At 37.0% G+C, this 18,828-nt stretch carries 23 protein-coding genes and 1 rRNA gene; 1 reads left to right on the top strand and 23 read right to left on the bottom strand.

What is annotated here, in order from left to right; genetic code table 11:
• Positions 1–18: 18 nt before the first annotated feature.
• The 12 genes from glmU to metG all read right to left on the bottom strand — a co-directional run bounded on the left by glmU (position 19) and on the right by metG (position 10,689).
• Positions 19–1,398, bottom strand: coding sequence for a bifunctional UDP-N-acetylglucosamine diphosphorylase/glucosamine-1-phosphate N-acetyltransferase GlmU (glmU, locus tag M3225_RS27070; protein WP_251400258.1), 1,380 nt, complete (start codon positions 1,396–1,398; stop codon positions 19–21).
• A gap of 194 nt (positions 1,399–1,592) precedes the next feature.
• Positions 1,593–1,883: a septation regulator SpoVG gene (gene spoVG / locus M3225_RS27065; protein ID WP_013054864.1), complete on the bottom strand. Its 291-nt coding sequence runs from the start codon at positions 1,881–1,883 to the stop codon at positions 1,593–1,595.
• 155 nt (positions 1,884–2,038) lie between these two features.
• Positions 2,039–2,416 (bottom strand): RidA family protein, encoded by a 378-nt coding sequence (locus M3225_RS27060; RefSeq protein ID WP_013054863.1) that lies wholly within the window; start codon positions 2,414–2,416, stop codon positions 2,039–2,041.
• Positions 2,417–2,437: 21 nt separating this feature from the next.
• The gene (purR, locus tag M3225_RS27055; RefSeq protein WP_251400255.1) at positions 2,438–3,259 is read right to left on the bottom strand and encodes a pur operon repressor; all 822 of its coding nucleotides are present in this window, start codon (positions 3,257–3,259) and stop codon (positions 2,438–2,440) included.
• 56 nt (positions 3,260–3,315) lie between these two features.
• Positions 3,316–4,185: a 4-(cytidine 5'-diphospho)-2-C-methyl-D-erythritol kinase gene (ispE, locus tag M3225_RS27050; RefSeq protein WP_251400252.1), complete on the bottom strand. Its 870-nt coding sequence runs from the start codon at positions 4,183–4,185 to the stop codon at positions 3,316–3,318.
• 198 nt (positions 4,186–4,383) lie between these two features.
• A complete protein-coding gene (locus tag M3225_RS27045; protein WP_013054860.1) occupies positions 4,384–4,554 on the bottom strand; it encodes a small, acid-soluble spore protein, alpha/beta type in 171 nt (56 codons plus the stop codon).
• Between the two features lie 194 nt (positions 4,555–4,748).
• Positions 4,749–4,982 (bottom strand): biofilm formation stimulator Veg, encoded by a 234-nt coding sequence (gene veg, locus M3225_RS27040; RefSeq protein WP_013054859.1) that lies wholly within the window; start codon positions 4,980–4,982, stop codon positions 4,749–4,751.
• A 273-nt stretch (positions 4,983–5,255) separates the two neighbouring features.
• On the bottom strand, positions 5,256–6,128 hold the full coding sequence (yabG, locus tag M3225_RS27035) for a sporulation peptidase YabG (RefSeq protein WP_251400243.1): 873 nt from the start codon (positions 6,126–6,128) through the stop codon (positions 5,256–5,258).
• 77 nt (positions 6,129–6,205) lie between these two features.
• Complete coding sequence (gene rsmA / locus M3225_RS27030; protein WP_251400233.1) at positions 6,206–7,084, bottom strand: 16S rRNA (adenine(1518)-N(6)/adenine(1519)-N(6))-dimethyltransferase RsmA; 879 nt, start codon at positions 7,082–7,084, stop codon at positions 6,206–6,208.
• Positions 7,078–7,641 carry a ribonuclease M5 gene (gene rnmV, locus M3225_RS27025; RefSeq protein ID WP_251400231.1) on the bottom strand — a complete coding sequence of 188 codons (564 nt, stop codon included), beginning with the start codon at positions 7,639–7,641 and terminating at the stop codon, positions 7,078–7,080. The genes rsmA and rnmV overlap by 7 nt, the downstream gene beginning before the upstream one ends.
• A 223-nt stretch (positions 7,642–7,864) precedes the next feature.
• Positions 7,865–8,635 (bottom strand): TatD family hydrolase, encoded by a 771-nt coding sequence (locus tag M3225_RS27020; RefSeq protein ID WP_251400229.1) that lies wholly within the window; start codon positions 8,633–8,635, stop codon positions 7,865–7,867.
• A 71-nt stretch (positions 8,636–8,706) separates the two neighbouring features.
• On the bottom strand, positions 8,707–10,689 hold the full coding sequence (gene metG, locus M3225_RS27015; protein WP_251400227.1) for a methionine--tRNA ligase: 1,983 nt from the start codon (positions 10,687–10,689) through the stop codon (positions 8,707–8,709).
• A gap of 565 nt (positions 10,690–11,254) precedes the next feature.
• Between metG and M3225_RS27010 the strand changes: the two genes are divergently transcribed.
• Positions 11,255–11,545 (top strand): AbrB/MazE/SpoVT family DNA-binding domain-containing protein, encoded by a 291-nt coding sequence (locus M3225_RS27010; RefSeq protein ID WP_170836841.1) that lies wholly within the window; start codon positions 11,255–11,257, stop codon positions 11,543–11,545.
• A 32-nt stretch (positions 11,546–11,577) separates the two neighbouring features.
• Here the strand turns inward: M3225_RS27010 and rsmI are convergent, their stop codons facing one another.
• From rsmI to rrf, 11 genes are all read right to left on the bottom strand, one after another.
• On the bottom strand, positions 11,578–12,450 hold the full coding sequence (rsmI, locus tag M3225_RS27005; protein WP_251400225.1) for a 16S rRNA (cytidine(1402)-2'-O)-methyltransferase: 873 nt from the start codon (positions 12,448–12,450) through the stop codon (positions 11,578–11,580).
• Positions 12,428–12,715 carry a GIY-YIG nuclease family protein gene (locus M3225_RS27000; protein WP_251400222.1) on the bottom strand — a complete coding sequence of 96 codons (288 nt, stop codon included), beginning with the start codon at positions 12,713–12,715 and terminating at the stop codon, positions 12,428–12,430. Before M3225_RS27000 ends, rsmI begins: the two co-directional genes overlap by 23 nt.
• Positions 12,702–13,448, bottom strand: a complete 747-nt coding sequence (locus tag M3225_RS26995) for a tRNA1(Val) (adenine(37)-N6)-methyltransferase (RefSeq protein ID WP_251400220.1) — start codon at positions 13,446–13,448, stop codon at positions 12,702–12,704. The genes M3225_RS27000 and M3225_RS26995 overlap by 14 nt, the downstream gene beginning before the upstream one ends.
• A 78-nt stretch (positions 13,449–13,526) precedes the next feature.
• Positions 13,527–13,892, bottom strand: coding sequence for a DNA replication initiation control protein YabA (yabA, locus tag M3225_RS26990; protein WP_013054848.1), 366 nt, complete (start codon positions 13,890–13,892; stop codon positions 13,527–13,529).
• Positions 13,893–13,906: 14 nt separating this feature from the next.
• Entirely contained in the window at positions 13,907–14,734 is an 828-nt protein-coding gene (locus tag M3225_RS26985) for a PSP1 domain-containing protein (protein WP_251400219.1), read from the bottom strand.
• A gap of 4 nt (positions 14,735–14,738) precedes the next feature.
• Positions 14,739–15,731, bottom strand: coding sequence for a DNA polymerase III subunit delta' (holB, locus tag M3225_RS26980; protein ID WP_013054846.1), 993 nt, complete (start codon positions 15,729–15,731; stop codon positions 14,739–14,741).
• Positions 15,732–15,764: 33 nt separating this feature from the next.
• Complete coding sequence (locus M3225_RS26975; RefSeq protein WP_251400218.1) at positions 15,765–16,094, bottom strand: cyclic-di-AMP receptor; 330 nt, start codon at positions 16,092–16,094, stop codon at positions 15,765–15,767.
• Between the two features lie 64 nt (positions 16,095–16,158).
• Complete coding sequence (tmk, locus tag M3225_RS26970) at positions 16,159–16,785, bottom strand: dTMP kinase (RefSeq protein ID WP_251400216.1); 627 nt, start codon at positions 16,783–16,785, stop codon at positions 16,159–16,161.
• A gap of 16 nt (positions 16,786–16,801) precedes the next feature.
• Positions 16,802–18,226: an aminotransferase class I/II-fold pyridoxal phosphate-dependent enzyme gene (locus M3225_RS26965; protein WP_251400206.1), complete on the bottom strand. Its 1,425-nt coding sequence runs from the start codon at positions 18,224–18,226 to the stop codon at positions 16,802–16,804.
• A 153-nt stretch (positions 18,227–18,379) separates the two neighbouring features.
• Complete coding sequence (locus M3225_RS26960; protein WP_251400203.1) at positions 18,380–18,562, bottom strand: sigma factor G inhibitor Gin; 183 nt, start codon at positions 18,560–18,562, stop codon at positions 18,380–18,382.
• A 139-nt stretch (positions 18,563–18,701) separates the two neighbouring features.
• Positions 18,702–18,817 (bottom strand): 5S ribosomal RNA (gene rrf, locus M3225_RS26955).
• Positions 18,818–18,828 lie beyond the last annotated feature (11 nt).

Here is an 18,828-nt window from a genome sequence, read left to right as displayed (position 1 = left end):
TTTATTGTGAAACCTCCGTCAGGATTTTTTATTAATATCAAGCTTTTCAGCATAGTTTTCTTTATTTACTTGTTTCGCACGAGCAATTGATAATGCTTTTCCTGGTACATCATCAGTTACGGTTGAACCAGCTGCAACATAGGCTCCTTCACCAATTGTTACAGGTGCAATTAAGTTTGAGTTACATCCTACGAATGCCCCATCTTCAATCTTTGTTAAAAATTTATTTTTCCCATCGTAGTTAACTGTAATAGATCCGCACCCTAAGTTTACACCTTTTCCGACCTCTGCGTCTCCAATATAACTTAAATGAGAAGCTTTGCTACCTTTTCCAAAAGATGCTTTTTTAATTTCTACAAAGTTTCCTACGCGCACTTCATCTCCAATTGATGACTGAGGACGAATATGTGCAAATGGGCCAATTGTGACTTCGTGACCAATTTCACTATCGTGAGCAACAGAATGGCGAATAGAAGTATTATTACCTATTTTGCAGTCTTTAATTTCACTGTTAGGTCCTACTTCACAATTCTCTCCAATTACAACTGTTCCTTGAATAACCGTGCCAGGATAAACAACCGTATCTCTACCAATGACAGCATCTGCTGAAATGTACGTGTTAGAAGGATCCACAATCGTCACTCCATTTAACATATGCTGCTTGTTGATACGCTTTTTCATTGTTTCTTCTGCTTGAGACAGAGCAAATCGATCATTAACGCCCAATGTTTCAGCAAAATCGGATGTTTGATATGCAGAAATAATTTGACCTTCATTTTTTAGAATTTCGATAACATCAGGTAAATAATACTCTCCCTGTACATTATCATTTGAAACTTTTGAAAGTGTCTCAAATAATCTCTCATTATCAAAACAATACGTACCAGTATTAATTTCCTGTACAAGACGCTCTTGTTCCGTGGCATCTTTATGCTCAACAATCTTTTCAACAGACCCTTGTTTATTTCGAATGATGCGTCCATATCCTGTTGAATCTTCTGCATGAGCTGTTAAAACAGTTGCCATTGCATTTGTTGCTTCATGATGCTTTAATAAAGATTCAATTGTTTCAGCTGTAATAAGCGGAGTATCTCCACATACAACAATTGTCGTACCTTTTTCATGTGCAAGTAAAGATTCTGCTTGCATTACTGCATGAGCTGTTCCTAACTGCTCTTCTTGTAAAGCAAATAAGCTTTTATCTCCAACATGTGATTTCACTTTTTCGGCACCGTGACCTACAACAGTAATTAAATTTGTTAAATCCAAGCGTGATAACTGATCAATTACGTGTTGCACCATCGGTTTGCCACACACAGGGTGTAACACTTTATATAAAGATGACTTCATACGTGTACCCTGACCAGCTGCCAATATGACTGCATATCTTTTTGACATAACAGGCCTCCAATTTTACCTTTTTATCCATTAAGAATATTATATCAAAAATGACAGCATTTCAAGGAATCATTTATAAGTCATGAATTTTATTTTTTGGTAATGCTAAAGTTTTACAAAGGTGTGAAATTATATAAGTGACAATCAAAAAGAAAAGAGCCTACTTTTAAGTAGACTCTTAATGTATCATATGTTTACGAAGCACCCGCTTCTTCGAATTCAACTTCTACCTCACCTAAACGATGATATTCTGCTAAAACAGCATCTTGAATCTTTCCGCGAGTATTTGAATTGATTGGATGTGCAATATCACGGAACTCACCATCCGGTGTACGTTTACTTGGCATGGCTACAAATAAGCCATTATTACCATCAATCACACGAATATCATGAACAACAAATTCACCATCTAATGTGATTGAAGCAATCGCTCTCATACGTCCTTCAGTGTTCACGCGGCGTAATCTTACGTCAGTTACTTCCATCTTGTTCACCACCTTTTTCTATGCGAAGCTTTACATACTTAATTCCACAGAATTTTGTGTTTTCCTGCTATTCAGAAAAAATTTTTAGAAAATTTTCGCAAAAAAAGTGAACAATTGGAAGTTACTTGCTTTTTGTTAGAAATTTGTTAATTTAATTACCCTTTAACTAGCGCAATAACTTCAATTTCAACAAGTACATCTTTTGGTAGTCTCGCTACTTCTACACATGAACGTGCCGGCTTATGGTCACCGAAGTAGTCGCCATAGACTTCATTTAACGCTGCAAAGTCGTTCATATCTTTGATGAATACGGTTGCCTTTACAACTGTATTTAGAGAAGCTCCAGCTTCTTCAAGAACTGCTTTTAGATTTTCAAATACTTGAGTAGCTTGTACTTGAACATCGCCTTCGACCAATGTACCATCTGGACGAAGTGGAATTTGACCTGAACTGTAAAACAAGTTATTCACAACAATTCCCTGTGAATATGGACCAATAGCTTGCGGTGCATTTTTTGTTTGAACCTGTAACATATGTTCCTCTCCCTTACTTGATCAAATATATTTTAAGTAATTGCCTTCCTGTACACGAATTTGTTTATCTTTGATATTTACATCTGTCAATTGTACAAGAGACACATACTCATCCACTAAACGTTCTTCAATATCTTCTGATTCTACTAAAACTCCAATACCAGCAACAGTTGCATCGAACTCTTCAAGCAAACTAACCATTCCGTTTACAGTACCGCCAGCTTTCATGAAGTCATCAATGATGAGTACATTTGATCCCACCGCTAAACTTCTTTTAGCTAACAGCATCGTTTGAATGCGCTTAGATGAACCCGACACGTAGTTAATACTAACGGTCGATCCCTCGGTTACTTTACTGTCTCTGCGTACAATAACAACCGGCACGTCTAAATACTGAGCAACCGCATACGCAATAGGAATACCTTTTGTCGCTACAGTCATCACAACATCGATTTTGCGGTTAGCAAAAAGCGATGCATACAAGCGACCGATTTTATTCACAACGCGGGGGTTTCCTAAAATATCAGTTAAATATAAATATCCACCTGGCAGTAAACGCTCAGGTTTTTCAATCAACCCACATAATTCTTGAACAAGCTGGCTGGCTTCTTCATTCGTCATCTTTGGAATGAATTTAACTCCGCCGGCAGCTCCTGGTAGCGTAACCAAAGTTCCGATACCTTGCTGTTCAAAAGTTTGTTTAATAATCGCCATATCTTCGCTAATAGATGATTTTGCGGAATCATATTTATCTGCAAAATACGTAAGAGGGATAAGGCGCTGAGGGTTTTGAATGAAATAGTTGGTCATATCAATTAATCGTCCACTACGTCGAAACTTCATAACATCCTCCTGAAAATCCGAATATTGTAATGTAAATATAACATTAACATACGGATTTATTCAAGCGTTATTCGTTCACCTAGTAGCCTAACTGCATAAACTTTATCGCAAAAACCACGTAATCCGTTATAAATGCGATGCATACGTGAATCATGCTGTACAAGTCCAAATACAGTTGGCCCACTGCCGCTCATGAGCACAGCATCGGCGCCAAAACGCTTTATTTGTTCTTTAATGAGAGCTACTTCCGGATGCGTTTTCAGCGTTACTGCTTCTAATACATTTCCTACAAGGCTACACATTTGATCATAATTTCCTGATTGTATAGCATGAACCATCTCATCTACTTTTGGATGATCCATCTCTTTAATTTTCAAGTTTCGATATACATCTGCCGTAGAAACACCTATTTCAGGCTTAGCCAAAATCACCCAGCAGCTTGGAGGTGCCTCAATATGCTCTACAATCTCTCCGCGCCCTGTAGCAAGAGCTGTCCCTCCGTACACGCAAAAAGATACGTCAGAGCCAATCTCAGCCCCTATTTCTGCAAGTGTGTCTAATGATAACCCTAATTCCCATAACGTATTTAAACCGCGTAATGTAGCAGCCGCGTCACTGCTGCCTCCAGCTAATCCAGCAGCCACTGGAATATGTTTATCAATTAATATATTTACACCTTTTAAAATGTTATAGCGTCGCTTCAAAATCTGCGCTGCCTGATAAGCGAGATTTCGCTGGTCATCCGGAACAAAGCGATTATGAGAATAAATAACAATTCGTCCATCTTCACGATCAGAAAGTTCAATTCTGTCTGCTAAATCAATTGTTGTCATAATCATCTTAACTTCATGGTAACCATCTGGACGTTTATGTAACACATCAAGTGACAAATTTATTTTAGCCGGTGCTTTCACCATTAATTTCAACTTACTTCACCTACTTCATCTTATCGAGTTTAACGCTATTTTATCATAAAATGAACAAGATATAGCTGTTCATTTAAACATCTTTGTTTAATCCTCTTTTTTATCTTTCATTTTGGGACAAAAAAACCGAAGCGGTTACACACTTCGGTTTTCCTCATTTCACTTTAAATAATCGTATAAGCATTGATTTTCACTATGCTATTGCTTTAGCTGCTGCTGTGCAAGCTCCACAGCTCGCTTCACCATATTGCCTGCATCTTTTGCCCGAATAGCGCCCCAACCTTCTGCTTGTACAGTATCGTAAAAACCAAGTTCTTTAGCCAGTTCTTCTTTCAGCTTCGACGACATAATCCCTCTACGCCTTGACATTGCACATGGCTCCTTTACGTATAAAATGAAATTTCAACCTGAATCTCGTCGCTCTCTTACATAAGAAACGCGAGGACGATATGTATAGTATGTATAAAAAATAATGCATATATAATTTGAAAAAAAGACCAATAAAAAAGCAGTAAACCAATGTCCACTGCTCATCACCACTTGCTATATTGCCTATGTCATTCTTAGAAAAATTTTAGTTGCACTGTTTCCGTTAACACATCTGCGTAACTATACGAAACGCGCTCCAAAGAGTTTTCCTCTTGATCTAATTCAACGATAAAAACAGATGGGTACGTTTCTGTTAATACACCTGAACGTTCTACTGTTTTTCTACGACCACCGTTTGCTTTTAAAGTTAATCGTTGGCCTAGGTGCAAATCCAGCGCTTGCTTAATATCAGACAAAGTTTTCGCCATATTGGTCCACCTCACTATGTATAGTGTAACACATGTTAGAAAAATAGTCAAAAACATAAAATTATAACAATCTATCTCTAATTGTGTCAATAAATAATTTTCAACATGAATCTACATTTCGCTGTTAGTATGCTCGTTTTCCAACGAAATATGTATATCTTTAGCAAATATTGAAAATGATTTTGTGAAATTAAGCGTATACTTTGGCTTCATACGAAAAAACAACTGGTTGCACACCATGCGTGTACATGCTGTAACCAGTTGTTTTTATTTCTACTCATCGCTTTCATAAGGCATACCCGTGCGAAGCAGCCCCTTTGTTTCTACTCCTCCTAAACCTTTAGCACCCGTTAATGTATTACGTAGGACGTCCCATACATTAATACGATCCGTGAAAGGAGTAAAACTTAGTTTTGCCACTACATACACGGGGTCAAGCGCATGAATATTTACGCGTGAAGGTGAACTAGCAAAGTTTGCTCCAGCTTGAATCAATAATTCAAAATGCGATTGACAGGCACCTGCAAAAATCACCAGCTGATCTAAATTACCAATTTTTTTTCTTGCTTCTTGGACTGTTTGAATATAGTGCTTGGAATGTCTATAAGCAAGAAGATCATCTTTATTTCCTTTTCCTTTGGAATATGCATCATGCCCTGTCAGCACCAGAATATCAGGTCTTACATCCTCAATTAACTTTCCAACTTTCTCTGGCATTTCTGACTCTACGCAATGAACACCATAAACAGGAACACCCATTTTTTCATAAACCAACAAACATTTACGTAAATAATTAGGGTCTCCGTCTACATGCAGGACCTTTCCTGGAATTTGAAATAAGCGATGTGAATGGCTGTATCCATTTGTCATGCTATATTCAGTTTTCTCTCGAACGAGCCGATAATCCTGTTGAATAAGCTCCAAGGATCTTTCTAAAAGTTCTTCTTCTTGTTTTTTTCTTTGATCCTGTTCTTTAGCATCCACAACCTCTAAATCTGTACAAGGAGCGTCGGCAATCAACCGAACGTCTTCTCCTATTAAAGTCGCATATTTCCCCGCTTCGCTGTCATTAATAGCTATAACACGAAAAAGCAAATCTCTCTGATAAGAAGGTCGTGTAACTATATCACCAATTTTGATGTTCATATGCTTCACTCCGTCTTTGCTACTTCAAAAATAAATTCTCTTCATAGCCTATGACTTCATGATAAAAATGTGATGATTTAGCGAAATGATTTTAAAAGTTGGTCACTTAACGTTCCGAATTCTTGAATAGACAGCGTTTCGCCTCTTCTTTTCGGATCAATTTCAGCAGTTGAAAGTGCTTGCTCGATGTCTGCTTTTTTCTGCTTCCCATTGGGCAAGTTATTCACTAGATTGTTTAAAATCGTTTTCCGTCGCTGTCCAAAACTTGCTCGTACAACTTGGAAAAAGAATGCTTCATCTTGTACCTCTACCGCTGGCTTTGGTCTTCTCAACAGCCGAATAACAGCTGAATCTACATTAGGCTGCGGATTAAACACTGTTTTAGGCACAATCATAACCGTCTCAGCCTCTGTATAGTATTGAATTGCAATAGAAAGTGAACCGTAATCTTTTGTTCCCGGTTTAGCTGCTATACGGTCAGCAACTTCTTTTTGAAGCATAACAACGATTCCACGTACCGGGATTTGTTCTTCTAATAATTTCATCAGAATGGGTGTCGTCACGTAATATGGTAAATTCGCAACGACCATTAAATCTTCTATGTTTTCGAATTCTTGTTCGAGCGTCCCTTTTAAATCAGCTTTTAACACATCTTGATGAATAACTTTTGCATTTGGGTAAGGAGAAAGAGTATCAGCTAAAATCGGAAGCAGACGCTGATCGATTTCAAACGCCAGTACTTTTTTTGCGCGCTTTGCTAGCTGTTCAGTTAACGCCCCGATACCAGGTCCAATTTCAATAGCTCCCGTTTCTTCTGTTATTTCCGCATGATCAACAATACGATGTAAAATGTTCGTATCAATTAAAAAATTTTGTCCTAAACTCTTTTTAAATGTAAAACCGTATTTCTTTAAAATTTCCTTGGTTCGATTAGGCGTTGCAATATCTTTTAACACGATCCCTTTTCCTCCTTATTTATCTGCTCAACAGCTCTGATAAAGTCCTCTTTTGAAATTTGGAACATCTGTAATCGTTTATGCAGCTGCTTTCCGTTGGCATAACCAACTTTTAATAACTTCCCTATTCTTTCACGTCGAGACTTAGCTTTACTATCTCCTATCAAACGAGCTACGATTAAATCCTCTTGAGAAATCTCCATAGCTGCCCCCATCCACTCTTGCTTCACATCTTTTAATGCTTTTTGAATAGACGCAATAGAAGCATGTTCAACTCCAATACCTTTGCCGTTTTTAGGGCGCGCCTCTTCTTTATCTAAGAATGCATGTTTGCATCCTGGAACACGTTCTGAAACAATATTTCGAATTCGCTGTCCTGGATAATCTGGATCTGTAAAAATAATCACGCCTCTTGTTTTTTGAGCTAATTTTACTTTCTCAATGGTTTCTTCATTTACAGCTGATCCATTTGTCTCGATGGTATCCGCATCCACTGCACGTTTAATCGCTACAGTGTCATCTCGGCCTTCTACTACAATAATTTCTTTAATCTTCATTGCTTCCTCCAAAACATTCAGTTTTGTTCATTTGCTTTTCAGTAAAAATGAAATGCTCGTTACTCACATCATTTTTCTTCTATGAAATCAACGTTTTATCTTATTATCAAATAAATTAAAAAGCATCTACCTGTTATTTTAACTGAAAAAGGCAGAGGATAACATTCTCCTCTGCGTCTATCTTTACTTTAACACGAAAATGATTGTTATATGAGAAAAAGTTTTAATCATTAATGCCAAATAGCTTTTTGGCGTTAGCTGTTGTAATATCGGCTAATTCTTCATACGTTATACCTTTTAACTCTGCAATTTGCTCTGCTACGTATGAAACATAACCAGGTTCATTGCGCTTGCCACGGAATGGATGAGGAGTTAAATAAGGACAGTCTGTTTCAATTAATAGTTTATCTAAAGGAAGTTCTGTAGCAACTTCTTTTGGTTTTTTAGCATTTTTAAAGGTAACAGGTCCGCCAAAAGAAATATACATATTCATATCCATACACTGCTTCGCTACTTCAATACTGCCCGTGAAGCAATGCATAATCCCTCCTACTTCCTCTACGTGCTCTTCTTTTAAAATCTTTACCACGTCTTCAGTTGCATCACGATTATGAATGATGATAGGTAAATTCACTTTTCGAGCTAAGCGAATTTGACGGCGAAATACGTCTTTTTGCACCTCTTTAGGTGATTTATCCCAATGGTAGTCTAATCCCATTTCCCCTAAAGCAACAACTTTCGGATGCTGAGCTAACTCTTCAATCCAAGCTAAGTGCTCATCAGTCATATCAATTGCATCTACTGGATGCCACCCTACACTAGCATAGATAAAGTCATACGTTTCAGCTATTTGAATAGCTTTTTTAATGGTAGGTTCATCGAATCCAACAACTACCATGTTTTGAACACCTTTTTCTAACGCACGATTAATTACTTCTTGCAAATCATCTTCATACTGTTCTGCGTTTAAATGAACATGTGTATCAAATAACATCTAATCGATCCTTTCCATGAATAAAAGGGGGTCCTCGCATGTTACACGTGAAACACCCCTTTTACCTATACTTATTTTATCTTCGTGCCGTTTGCTAAGTTTTGATCTACGCTTGCTAGTGAAAGACCATTCTCATCTTCACCCGCTAAAATCATTCCTTGTGATAGTTCGCCGCGCAGTTTCACAGGTTTTAAGTTGGTTACACAAATTACTTTTCGGCCTACCAATTCTTCAGGCTTATAAAATTTGGCGATACCTGATACAACTTGGCGTTTTTCATAGCCAAGATCAAGCTGCAGCTTTAATAGTTTATCTGCCTTTTTAACTGGTTCTACTTGAGTAACTTGCGCTACACGAAGCTCTACTTTCATAAAATCATCAATCGTAATCTCTTCAGAAGGCTCTTCCTTCACAACAGGTTTCTCTTCTTTCGGAGCACTTCCTTGCATCTGCTCCTTAATGAAGGCTACCTCTTCTTCTCGATCTAGACGAGGGAACATCGGTTCACCTTTTTCTACTTTTGTGCCTTCTTTAAGCATATTAAAACGCGTCGTGCTTTCCCACGTTTTTAATACATCTTCTTTTACACCAATCTGAGCAAAGATTTTCTCAGGTGTACGTGTTAAGAAGGGCTGTAGCAATACAGCAATGTGACGAATTGATTCAGCTAGATGGGTCATAACGGAAGCAAGTTCTGCACGCTTTTTCTCATCTTTTGCTAGCGCCCAAGGCTGCGTTTCATCAATGTATTTATTCGTGCGGCTTACATATTGCCAGATAGAAGCAAGGGCAACTGAAAACTCCATATCCTCCATCGCTTCTTCATATTTATTCACTGTATCTTTTTGAGCTTGTACAATATGTGCGTCAAACTCTGTTACATTTCCTTCATAAGTCGGAATAACACCATCAAAATACTTATTAATCATCGCCACTGTACGATTAACTAGGTTACCAAGGTCATTTGCTAAGTCAAAGTTAATACGTTCAACAAACGCTTCTGGTGTGAATACACCGTCTGAACCGAATGGAACTTCACGAAGTAAGTAGTAACGAAGTGCATCTAATCCATAGCGGTCAATCAATGTCATTGGGTCTACCACATTCCCTTTTGACTTAGACATCTTTCCATCTTTCATTAATAACCAGCCGTGAGCAAATACTTTCTTAGGAAGCGGTAAATCAAGTGCCATCAACATGATTGGCCAATAAATGGTATGGAAACGTACAATTTCTTTTCCTACTAAATGTACGTTAGCCGGCCAGTATTTTTGATAGTTCTCATCGTTCTCTGTATTATACCCAAGAGAGGTGATATAGTTAGAAAGTGCATCAATCCATACGTAAATAACGTGTTTTGGGTTACCTGGAACTTTTACACCCCAATCAAATGTCGTACGAGAAACGGCTAAGTCTTCAAGACCCGGCTTAATAAAATTATTGATCATTTCGTTTTTACGGGACTCCGGTTGAATAAATGAAGGGTTCTCTTCATAAAAAGCTAGTAAACGATCTACGTATTTCCCCATTTTAAAGAAATAGGACTCTTCTCGAACGAGCTCCACAGGGTGTCCGCTATCCGGGCTTTTTCCGCCTACAACTTTTCCATTTTCAACGATTGGATCTACTAGTTGGTGCTCTGTATAGTACGTCTCATCGGGAACTGAATACCAGCCTTCATACTCATCAAGATAAATATCACCTTGTTCTAAAAGGCGCGCAAAAATCTTTTCCACGATTTCTTTATGTCTTGGTTCTGTCGTACGGATAAAATCGTCATATGAAATGTCCATCTTATCCCAAAGCTCTTTAATTCCAGAGACAATATCATCTACGTATTGCTGAGGTGTCACATTTTTCTCTTCTGCTTTTCGCTGAATTTTTTGACCATGTTCATCCGTACCTGTTAAATAGCGTACGTCAAACCCTCTCAAACGTTTATAACGAGCCATTGCGTCTCCCGCTACTGTCGTGTATGCATGCCCTATATGTAATTTACCACTCGGATAATAAATCGGCGTAGTAATGTAAAATGTATTATTTCCATCTGCCATGTTCATAACCTCCAACATTCCATTTCAACATTTTGGCTTATATGTATGTAATCATATAAACCCTGTCTTCTTATTCTACTATCTATCATACTATTTTACATGATAATTTCAAAACATTCTCTTCCTATATGAAAGGGAATATGACGGATTCATTTCATTTTTAAATAGTCGTTATTTTCCAAAAAAACAATCCTGCTAATTGTATCAGCTTCGCCCTATTTTTATATAAAATATACCCCCCTTCAAAAAGTCGCTTTTATGAAAACGACAAACAGGTCTAATTTTGTCGTTTTGTGTCGAATTACGTTTATCCTATCTTCGAAATAGTTGATATCAAGCTATTTAGGTAATTAATCTTTTTTCCAATGAAACCCCTTGTTATACCTTGACTGACGGTCACAATTAGCTTGTAATCAGGTTGAGAAAAAAATTTTTTCCAGCTACATTTTTTTACATATAAAATGATTGACTAGTTTTGGAAACGCTGGTATTATGAAAGTACGTTGAAATTGTCGAATAATGACGAAAGTAATAACATAGAAAAATGATTATTGAGAGGAGAACGATTAACATGAAATCTACAGGTATTGTTCGTAAAGTTGATGAATTAGGACGCGTAGTAATTCCAATTGAATTACGTCGTACATTAGGAATTGCAGAGAAAGATGCTCTAGAAATCTATGTAGATGAAGAGCGCATCATCTTAAAAAAATATAAACCAAACATGACTTGCCAAGTAACAGGTGAAGTATCTGATGATAACATCCAACTTGCTAGCGGCAAATTAATTCTAAGCCGTGAAGGTGCAGAACAAATCATGAAAGAACTTCAAGATTCTTTACAAGCTTCTAAATAAAACGAAAAGCTGTCTATGATAGACAGCTTTTTTTAATGTACGTGATATTCACTATAAATGTCTCGCTTTGATACATCTCGGTCTTTTGCCACTTGCTTAATAGCTTCTTTGTTTGAATGTCCTTCTTCTACATAGTGATCAACATGCTCGATAATGGTGAGCTGTTTCCACCATAGATTGCTTTCATCTGGCGCTTCTTCATTTGTCCCTTCAAGAATTAAGCAGAATTCGCCTCTAATATCTGTGGCATTTGTCCATTCAATTGCTTCTAACACGCTTCCTCTTAAAAATTCTTCATAGCGTTTTGTTAACTCTCTACATAACACAATGGATCGGTTCCCTAAAATTTCTTCTATACTCTTTAGCGTTTCTTTTAATCGATGAGGGGCTTCATAAAATATCATGCTTTCCTTAATGTACTGAAGCTCTTGAAGCTGTTCTTTACGCTGTTTTTTATTTCTGTTCAAAAATCCATAAAAATAAAATTGCCCCGTAGGTAGGCCAGAAGCAATTAAAGCTGTTAATGCTGCGTTAGGTCCCGGAAGCGGAACAACCGTATATCCTTCTTTAACGGCAGCTACCACTAACTCATAACCAGGATCTGAAATACAAGGCATGCCCGCGTCGCTCACTAAAGCAATATTTTTCTCACTGTCTAAGTCACTTAATAGCTGCTCACTTTTTGTATGTTTATTATGTTCATGATAACTTGTAATAGGCGTATCGATCTCAAAGTGGTTACAAAGTTTTTTCGTTTGTCTCGTATCTTCTGCGGCAATATAATCAACTTCTTTTAAAATTCGAATTGCACGAAATGTCATATCTTCTAAGTTCCCAATAGGAGTGGGAACTAAATATAAAACGCCTTGTTCATTCGATACATCATAACTTTTTTGTGATTTCATTCTGCTTTTCTTTCTCCCTTCGAATGTAAGCCTGTTTTTGCACTCTGCTTAACTGTTTGAACCAATACTCTTTTTGCATAGCTTCTGTTTTAGAAGTAAACACCTCATGCCAAATTAATGAAACAGGCCTTCTTGCTCTCGTATATTTTGCCCCTTTCCCTTCATTATGGGCAGAAATTCGTTTTTGCAAATTATTCGTGTAACCAGCGTAATAAGTACAGTCCTTGCATTCAACTACATAAAAATAATGATTATTTTGTTCCATATAAAATCCTTTTTAATTCGTCCGTGTATTCATCGTTATCCTGATAGACCACAAGCGGAGGAAGAATCTTTAAATCTGGACTTCCATCCTTAGTACCTTCAATTAAAAGTGTATTTGCTTCTTTCCCATCTTTAGGATAGACAAACTGAAGTCTCTTTGGCTCTAAACGGTATTGCCTCATTAACGTAACGATATCTAATAGTCTTCCTGGACGGTGAACTAATGCCACTTTTCCGCCTTGCTTCACTAGTTGACTGCTCACTCGAATCACATCTTCCAACGAACAATGAATTTCGTGGCGAGCGATTGCAAAGTGTTCGTTTTCATTTATTTCTTCTTTATTGGATGTGGTGAAATAAGGAGGATTGCATGTTACAACATCATATTTTCCATAACCTAGTTCTTGAGGTGCATTTTTTAAATCACCATGTATCATTTTAATCTGCTCATCCAGCTGATTATACACAATACTTCTTTGCGCCATACTGTGTAGCCGCTCTTGAATTTCTACACCAATAATTGTTCCCTTTGTTCGTTTGGATAAAAACAGCGGAATCACACCGTTTCCTGAACATAAATCAACCAAGTTACCTTTACGAATTGGTACATAAGCAAAGTGAGATAAAAGCACAGCATCCAATGAAAAGGAAAAGACAGATGGACTTTGAATAATGCGCATCTCCTCATCGGCTAATAAATAATCTAAACGTTCATCTCCATATAACTCAACCATAATCGTTCTTCTCCTTGTGCATCTATTATTTACATCTTTTACTCATAAAAAGAACCTCTCCAAAAGGGAGAGGTGTTGTTACTTTTTATTTAAAAATGACAAGCAAAACAAACAGTCTCCATCTTTACGCACACTTCCATAATGAATATTACAAATATGAAAACCCTCTTGGTAAAGGCGAGCCAAATTGTCATATCCTTCTCCGATATCAATTTGTTTTTGCTCTTTTGTTTGAGCGCTTGCTTTTGAATGTCTATTTTTCAGCTTCGTTTCGAAGTTTGTCTGGTCAAGGCGACGGCGCAAATGATCATTTTCTATTTGCAGGTGATGATTTTCTTCAATTAGCTCAGCAAGATGCTCTTTCAACTCACCTAACTGCTTATATAAATGACCAATTTGTTCCTCCATGTTTGTCACCGAATCAAAAATCTCTTTTTTATCCACCTTTGCCCACCTCGTTAATCTGTGGCTTGAAACGAAACAGCACCTTTATTATTGATCTCATCCAGAGTATACTCTAAAATTTGTTCGTGATCTGACAGTTCCACTTGAATAATTCTTTCCAAAATATTCAAACCCACTACACGTCCTGAACCATCTGAAGTTTTAATTGTTGAGCCTATATCAGGAAGCTGTTCTTTTGCCGTTTCATACTCATCATTTTCATATTTTAAACAACACATCAAACGTCCGCATAAACCAGAAATTTTCGTTGGATTAAGCGATAGGTTTTGGTCTTTGGCCATCTTAATAGAAACCGGCTCAAAATCACCTAAAAACGTTGAGCAGCATAGCATGCGTCCACAAGGACCTATCCCGCCCAACAGTTTTGCCTCGTCTCGTACACCAATTTGACGAAGCTCAATTCGCGTACGGAAAATAGCAGCTAAATCTTTAACTAACTCTCTAAAGTCAATACGGCCGTCTGCTGTAAAATAAAAAATGACTTTATTACGATCAAACGTATATTCTACGTCTACTAACTTCATATCTAAATCGTGTGATTGAATTTTTTGCACGCATACGTCATACGCTTCTCTAGCAGCTTGTTTATTTTCATCCACAATCAGCCTGTCTTTTTGTTCAGCAATGCGGATTACTTTTTTCAAAGGAAGTACGACATCGTGTTCACTTACTTGCTTTTTGTTAATAACAACTCTGCCAAATTCAACACCACGAACTGTTTCTACAATAACAAACTCACCATCTGGAATTGTAAGTTCTCCAGGGTCAAAATAATATATTTTTCCCGCTTTTTTAAAGCGAACGCCTACTACATCATACAAGCTTTTATCCCTCCTGCAAATCCAACACCAGCTGTTCCATTAATAACTGTAGATTCATATTTGAATTTAATTTATTTTTGGCCTTCAAGATAACCTCTAAGCGATAAATCGCTTTTTCCTGCGTTGTCTGAAGAGCTTGCTGTTTTAATTCTTCTATTTTATGACGATAGACGATTTTAGACTCTTGTCCAACTTGCAGCGTCAACAAATCACGATAAAGAAGCATCAATAAAGTTAAACCAATATGAGCTTGTTCTTTTTCCTTAAAATGTGTTACCCACTTTTCATGAATAAAAAGAAGAGCTTGTTGAGGTCTCGTTGTTAACACTTCATATAATTGTATCACTAACTTTATTGCAAGTCCAAACCATTCATCTTTACTTAATTCAATTGCTTCATCAATGCTGTTTGTTAAATTAGACAAGATGGACGCATCTACTGCGGAAAGGCCATTTTCTACTAGTTTTTCGGCTAACTGTTCTGGTGTAAGAGATCGAAATGATATTACTTGGCAACGGGAGATAATCGTATCTAATAAGCGCTGTATATTTTCTGTTAATAAAATTGCATACGTTCCGTTACCAGGCTCTTCTAAAAATTTCAGTAAACTATTTGCTGCGCTTACTGTCATTTTATCAACATGATTCACAATATATAACTTTTTATTAGATTCAACACCGGTTTTTGTGAATTCTGATTGCAAGAATTGAATTTGTTCTTTTTTAATCGATAAACCAGCTGGCTCAATCAAATGAATATCTGGATGATTTCCTGAATCAATTCGCCGACAGTTACTGCACTCATGACATGGCCTGTGATTAACTGGATTTTGGCAAAACAGTGCTTTAGCAAACAAAAAACTAATTTGTTTTTTACCTGTTCCTTTGCTTCCTTCAAATAAATAAGCATGAGCAACTCGCTCTTTAAGTAAGCTGTTTTGCAAAATCTTTAATACGTTTGGCTGAAGAGCTTCAAGCTGTTCCCATGTATTTCCCATTCAATCATCACTTTCTATTTAAAATCTTCTCTCTTAAAATTGATGAAACTGATCTACTGGTAGTACGAATACTGTAGCTCCGCCCACTTCAACTTCAACAGGATACGGAATGTATGAATCTGCATTACCGCCCATCGGTGCCACAGGAGAAATCATCTGTCTGCGGTTTTCACATTGGCCCTTAATAATATCAAGTACTTCATCTACTTTATGATCATCTGTACCAACCATAATTGTTGTATTCCCTGACTTTAAAAATCCGCCCGTACTTGATAATTTGGTTGAACGAAACCCTCTTTCTACAAGTGCATTTAAAAGCTTTGAGCTATCTGAATCTTGAATAACGGTCATTACTAATTTCATGAATAACACCTCATTTTACTTTATTTGTTAAGAATAGTATAGCAAGAATAACGATCATCTGTATTTATTTTAAAATCAATTGTATCTGTTTATAAGCTTCTTCACAGACTTTTTCAACGGGTTGATTTGCATCAATTCGGCGAATACGTTCTGGAAATTCACTCAAAAGAGATAAATATCCATCTCGTACTTTGTAATGAAAGTCTAAGGATTCTAAATCTAGTCGATTAATCTCATCTTTTCGACCTTTATTAATTCTTTCTAATCCTACCTCAGGCTCAATATCGAAGTATAAAGTGGCTTGTGGCATCGTTTGCTCAATAGCAAATTGATTGATAGCGAAAATATCTTCTACGCCTATACCCCGCGCATGTCCTTGATAAGCAAGTGAGCTATCAATAAAACGATCACATAATACTATATTCCCTTTATTTAGCTCAGGAATCACCTTTTCTACAAGATGTTGTCTTCTAGCCGCAGCGTAAAGAAGTGCTTCGGTTCTGGAATCCATTTCCGTGTTAGATGGATTTAAGATGATTTCACGAATTTGTTCAGCAATTCGTATGCCTCCAGGCTCTCTTGTTAATACAATGGTATAGCCATCTTGTATTAATTTTTGTTGAACTATATGAATAATGGTCGTCTTACCAGCACCTTCTGGCCCTTCGAATGTAATAAACGTTCCTGACATGTATAAATTCCTTTCTCTATTTAAATACTTCTATTTTTCCTTCTTCCATACAAGAGCCGCCTTGAATATGACCATTTAATCTTTGAATATGCAAAATATAGTCAATATGATTGCTCGTAATCGTCTCCCCCTCCATTAAAATAGGAATTCCAGGAGGATATGGAATAACAGATTGTGCGCTTACACAACCAATCGCTTCTTCAAACGAACACATATACTTTGCTCTTAGTTTTCTTTCTTCCATAGACAGGAGAACCGTTGCTCTTGAAAAACGAAATGGTTTGATTAGTGGTTTTTGATACGACTTACGCTGTATATTTGCTACTGCTTGTCTAACTCGCTTAATTGTATCATTAAAATCCCAACTGCTGCTTAACGGTAGAACAAACAATACATAGTTAACGTCAGCTAGTTCTGTATAAATATCTTGCTTTTCCAGTTCCTTTTGCAAATGATATCCTGTTGCCGCCGAACAAGTCAATGTCATTTTCAAAAGGTCAGTAGCAGCTTGATCTGTTTCCACATCAATAGTTGAAAGTGTATCAATCTTATTAATCTCTTCAACAAACGAATGAATATTGTCAGTCATTCTATCGATATCACACTGCGTAAACTGTTGCAGATAATACCGTGCCAAATCGAGAGAAGCCATAATAGGGTATGACGGACTGCTTGACTGCAGCACTTGTAGGTAATGCCGCACGGCTTGCTTATTTACCAATGTCCCTTGCATATGTAAATAAGAACCCATTGTCATAGCTGGCAGCGTTTTATGTGCTGACTGAACAACAAGATCGGCTCCATACGTAACAGCTGAAGGAGGAAAAGGATTACCTAAAATAAAATGGGCTCCATGAGCTTCATCAATAATTATAGGAATATTGTAGGCATGAATAAAGTCAATGATCTCCTTTAAATCTCGCGCCACCCCGTAGTAAGTAGGATTTGTTAATACAAATGCTTTTATATCCTCAGAACGCTCTAAAGCCGCTATTATTGTTTTAATGGATACGCCTGTACTAAGATGTGTTTTTGAATCTATTTCGGGAGCTAAAAAAATAGGTGATGCCTTTGATAAAGCAATGGCATTAAAAATAGATTTATGAGAATCTCTTTGAACAGCAATTTTATCTCCTTCTTGACAAAGAGATAAAATCGCGGCGAGATTGCCTCCAGTAGAACCATTAACTAAAAAAAAGCTTTCATCTACTCCATATAACTTTGCCGTTAACTCTTGTGCTTCTTTAATAACAGATTCTGCTTCATGTAAATCATCTAATCCGCTAATTTCTGTTAGATCGTATTGCAAAAAGTCTGAGTAAGAAGACTGAATATGTGAAGGTAGAACTTGACCATTTTTATGGCCGGGCACGTGGTAAGAGAGCGATCTCTTTTCGCTATGCCTTACTAAACGGTTATATAAAGGTAAATATGTATCCATACATCCATTCCTTACTTTTTGTAAATATAACATTGTTAACTTGATAAAAGAATATGTAAGTATTTTTCCTATCAAAATTCATTTTTCTTTCATTATAACAAACTTAGATGATTTTTTTGAGCCATATAAAGAAGCCCTTATAAAAAAGGGCTTTTAGTAAGAAAACGCTCCTGATATTCTCTTTAATTGATCTACTAACAGTTGATAACGAAAATGAGATGAATCCGCCTCTACAATCTCTACCTCGCAGTGTTGGCATATAAAGCTGGAAAACACCTCAATACCCTTTGTATGCTGTTCATGACAAACGGAACATGTTTTAATTTGTTTTTCCATTACTCTCCACCTCCACTAAATAAGTATCGACAAGATGTAACTTCTTTATGCAGTTCATTTACCCCATTTTATGTAGATAGCTTATACTCTGTGAATAATAAAAAAAAGACTAGCTAAAATAGCTAGTCTTTTTTCAAGAGCCTGGCAACGTCCTACTCTCACAGGGACAAAGTCCCAACTACCATTGGCGCTAAAGAGCTTAACTTCCGTGTTCGGTATGGGAACGGGTGTGACCTCTTCGCTATCGCCACCAGACAAGAGATTGC

The sequence above is a fragment of the Priestia aryabhattai genome (assembly GCF_023715685.1).
Lineage (GTDB): Bacteria > Bacillota > Bacilli > Bacillales > Bacillaceae_H > Priestia > Priestia aryabhattai_B.
The sequence above is the reverse complement of the archived record's forward strand: the minus strand, read 5'-3'. Positions and strand labels throughout refer to the sequence as shown.